This is a genomic window from Micromonospora sp. NBS 11-29 (assembly GCF_002140155.1).
Classification (GTDB): Bacteria; Actinomycetota; Actinomycetes; order Mycobacteriales; family Micromonosporaceae; genus Micromonospora.
On record NZ_NAPR01000008.1, the window covers coordinates 19,609 to 23,650 of the forward strand.

The window sequence follows — 4,042 nt, forward strand, 5'->3', positions numbered from 1 at the left end:
CCCGCCGCGCCGCCACCGGCCGTCGGCGCACCAGGTACGACCGCGCCCGGCCTGCCGTCCGCCGGTGCGTCGTCGAGTGCTCCCGCATCCGGCCCGCCGGCCCCGGCGGCATCACCTTCCGGGCCGGACGACGGTCCGGGCGACGGGCCGGTGGTGACCGAGGTCGCCGCCCGCGACGACGATCCCGGCGGGGGGCCGCCGCTGGGCACGCTGGCCGGGGTGGCGCTGCTGGCCGCGCTGGTCGTCGGCGGTCTGGTCGCCGCCCGGCGACGGCGTTCCGCCGCCCCGGACGACCCGTTCCGCCTCGATGACTGACCGCACGGCCACCGCGGTCGCGCCNTGGTGGCTGTGGGCGCTCGGCCTGGCCACCGCCGCCAGCCACACCACCAACCCGCTGCCGTTGGGGTTGCTCGTCGCGACGGCCGCGCTGGTGGTCGTCCGGCGGCGCGGCGACGCCCCGTGGGCGCTGGCGTTCCGCATGTACGTGTGGCTGGGCGCGGTGATCGTGGCGATGCGGGTGCTGTTCCGGATCGTCTTCGGCGGCGGGCAGGGCGAGCATGTGCTGATCCGGCTGCCGGAGATCCCGCTGCCCGCCTGGGCGGCCGGCATCCGGCTGCTCGGGCCGGTCGCCGCCGAGCAGGTCCTCGGCGGCTTCTACGACGGGTTACGCCTGGCCACCATGCTGGTCTGCCTCGGCGCCGCCAACGCGCTGGCCAACCCGAAGCGGCTGCTCAAGGCCGTACCCGGTGCCTTGTACGCGGTGGGCACCGCGGTGGTGGTCGCGCTGTCGGTGGCGCCGCAACTGGTCGAGAGCGTGCTGCGGGTGCGCCGCGCGCGGCGGCTGCGCGGCGCGTCCGGGCACGGCCTGCGGGCGCTGCGGGGCATCGCGCTACCGGTGCTGGCCGATGCCCTGGACCGGTCCCTGGCCCTGGCCGCCGCGATGGACTCCCGGGGGTACGGCCGGACCGAGGCGGTCCCGGCCGGACACCGCGCGGTCACCGGCGCACTGGTGCTCGGCGGGCTGGTCGGCGTCTGCGCCGGCACGTACGGGCTGCTCGACGGCACCGGCCCCGGTTCGCTCGGGCTGCCGATGCTGCTCGCCGGGCTGGCCACGGCCGTGACCGGGATGCTGCTGGCCGGTCGCCGGGTCCGCCGCAGCCGCTACCGGCCGGACCGCTGGCGCCCCGCCGAGCTGCTGGTGGCCGGCGCCGGTGTCGCCACCGCCGCCCTCATGGTGCTGGCCGGGCGGGTCGATCCGGCGCTGCTCTATCCGCCGGTCAGCCCGCTCACCTGGCCCGAACTGACCCCGCTGGCGGTGCTCGCGGTGGCGGTCGCCGCCGCGCCGGCCTGGCTGGCGCCGCCACCGCCGCGTACCGTCCCGTCCACCGGAGGCCGCCCGTGATCACGTTCGACCGGGTCACCGTCCGCTACGCCGACGGTGGTCCGCCGCCGCTGCGGGACGTGACGCTGCGGATCGAGGAGGGCGAGCTGTGCCTGGTCGCCGGCCGCACCGGCGCGGGCAAGTCGACGCTGCTGCGCGCGATCAACGGACTGGTGCCGCACTTCACCGGCGGCACGCTGCACGGCACGGTCGCCGTCGACGGCCGGGACACCCGGCGGTACCCACCGCGGGACCTCGCCGACACCGTCGGCGTGGTCGGCCAGGACCCGCTGGCCGGCTTCGTGACCGACACCGTCGAGGAGGAACTGGCGTACGGCATGGAACAGCTCGCGCTGTCCCCGGCGGCCATGCGCAAGCGGGTGGAGGAGACGCTCGACCTGCTCGGCATCGCCGAGCTGCGCGGCCGGGCGCTGCGGACGCTCTCCGGCGGGCAGCAGCAGCGGGTCGCCATCGGCGCCGTGCTCACCAGCCATCCCCAGGTGCTGGTGCTCGACGAACCCACCTCCGCGCTCGACCCGACCGCCGCCGAGGAGGTGCTGGCCGCGGTGACCCGGCTGGTGCACGATCTGGGCGTGACCGTGGTGCTGGCCGAGCACCGGTTGGAGCGGGTCGTGCAGTACGCCGACCGCCTGCTCTACCTGCCCGGCGACGGCCGGGTGGTCGACGGGACACCGGCGGACGTGCTCGCCGGCGTCGACCTCGCGCCACCGCTGGTCCAGTTGGGCCGACTCGCCGGCTGGACGCCGCTGCCGCTGTCCGTACGCGACGCCCGGCGGCGGGCCGGCGACCTGCACCGGCGGCTCGCCGGGGTGACGCCGCCCGCACCCGCGCCCGCGCCGGACACCGACGCGGTGCTGACCGCGCGACGGATCGTCGTCCGGTATCCCGGCACGGTGGCCGTGGCCGGCGTCGACCTGGACCTGCACGCCGGCCGGGTGGTCGCGCTGATGGGCCGCAACGGCTCCGGCAAGTCCAGCCTGCTCTGGGCGGTGCAGGGCAGCGGCCCCCGGCAGGGCGGCACGGTGACCGTCACCGGCCCGCCCGGCGCGGTCGGCCCGGTCCGCGCGGGCGGCCCCGCCGGCCCGGTCCGCGCGGGCGGCCCGGTGGACCCGGGTGCGCTGCCGGCCGGGCGGGCCCGTCGCTACGTCGGGCTGGTCCCGCAGACCCCGGGCGACCTGCTCTACCTGGAGACCGTGGACGCCGAGTGCGGGCAGGCCGATCGGGAGACCGACGCGCCGGCCGGCACCTGCCGCGCCCTGCTGGACCAGCTCACCCCCGGCCTGCCCGGCGACCGGCATCCCCGGGACCTGTCCGAGGGGCAACGCCTCGCCCTCGCGCTCGCCGTGCAGCTCACCGCCGCGCCCCCGGTGATCCTGCTGGACGAGCCGACCCGGGGCCTGGACTACCAGGCGAAACGGCAGTTCACCGCCGTGGTGCGGGAGCTGGCCGCCGCCGGCCACGCGGTGGTGCTCGCCACCCACGACGTCGAACTCGTCGCGACGCTCGCCGACCGGGTGGTGGTGCTCGCCGAGGGCGAGGTGGTCGCCGACGGCAGCACGGCGGAGATCATGCTGGCCTCGCCCGCGTTCGCGCCGCAGGTGGCGAAGGTCCTCGCCCCGGCGCCGTGGCTGACCGTCGAGCAGCTCACCGCCGCGCTGGAGCCGGCATGAGCGAGCGCAGCGAGCGAATCGGCAAGCTCAGCGCGACGGTGCCTCATGGCGGCACGCAGCGAAGCGGAGTGCCGGCATGAGCGTGCTGCGGGTCGCGCCGCGCACCGCCGTGGTGCTCGCGCTCGCCTCGGTCGCCGCGCTGGCCACGTTCACCTGGCCGTTCTTCGTCCCGGCGCACCCGGAGTCGACGGCCCGCACCGGCGAGGCGCCGCTGGTCTTCCTGGTCATGCTGCCGGTGCTGGTGGCGCTGGTGCTGGCCGAACTCAGCTCCGGCGGCATCGACAGCAAGGCCCTGGCGATGCTCGGCGTGCTCGCCGCCGTCAACGCCGCGCTGCGGCCGTTGGGGGCCGGCACCGCCGGCATCGAGACGGTCTTCTTCCTGCTCGTCCTCGCCGGTCGGGTGTTCGGGCCCGGTTTCGGGTTCCTGCTCGGCTCGACGTCGCTGTTCGCGTCCGCGCTGCTCACCGCGGGCGTGGGGCCGTGGCTACCGTTCCAGATGCTCTGCGCGTCCTGGATCGGGCTCGGCGCCGGCCTGCTTCCGACCGGGCTTCGGGGCCGCGCGGAGACCGCCGTCCTGGCCGTCTACGGCGCGCTCGCCGCCTACGGCTACGGCCTGCTGATGAACCTGTGGTTCTGGCCGTTCAGCCTCGGCGCGGACACTCAACTGTCCTACGTGGCCGGTGCGCCGGTGCTGGAGAACCTGCACCGCTTCGCCGTCTTCACCGCCGTCACCTCCACGTTCGGCTGGGACACCGGGCGGGCGGTCACCACCGCGGTGGCGATCGTGCTGGTCGGCCCCGCGGTGCTCGCCGCGCTGCGCCGGGCCGCGAGGCGGGCGGCGTTCGACGCGCCGGTCACGTTCGCCGCACCCGAGCAACCGTTCCGCTGAGGCAGCACACGCATCTATAGTGATCATTCCCGTCCGGGTCGCGCCGGTGCCGGCGCGACCGCGTCGGTGGTGTGCGGCACC

General features: G+C 76.6%; 3 protein-coding genes and 1 pseudogene. All 4 read left to right on the forward strand.

Annotated features, from left to right (window positions below; translation table 11 throughout):
- Nucleotides 1-315, forward strand: a pseudogene (locus B1205_RS31375) (hypothetical protein); the annotation flags it as partial.
- Nucleotides 308-1,402 (forward strand): energy-coupling factor transporter transmembrane protein EcfT, encoded by a 1,095-nt coding sequence (locus B1205_RS13175; RefSeq protein WP_254909906.1) that lies wholly within the window; start codon nucleotides 308-310, stop codon nucleotides 1,400-1,402. The pseudogene B1205_RS31375 and the gene B1205_RS13175, both read left to right, overlap by 8 nt.
- Nucleotides 1,399-3,072: an ABC transporter ATP-binding protein gene (locus B1205_RS13180; protein ID WP_089155900.1), complete on the forward strand. Its 1,674-nt coding sequence runs from the start codon at nucleotides 1,399-1,401 to the stop codon at nucleotides 3,070-3,072. Before B1205_RS13175 ends, B1205_RS13180 begins: the two co-directional genes overlap by 4 nt.
- Nucleotides 3,073-3,148: 76 nt before the next feature.
- Nucleotides 3,149-3,961, forward strand: a complete 813-nt coding sequence (locus B1205_RS13185) for an ECF transporter S component (RefSeq protein WP_089155901.1) — start codon at nucleotides 3,149-3,151, stop codon at nucleotides 3,959-3,961.
- The last annotated feature ends 81 nt before the right edge of the window (nucleotides 3,962-4,042 follow it).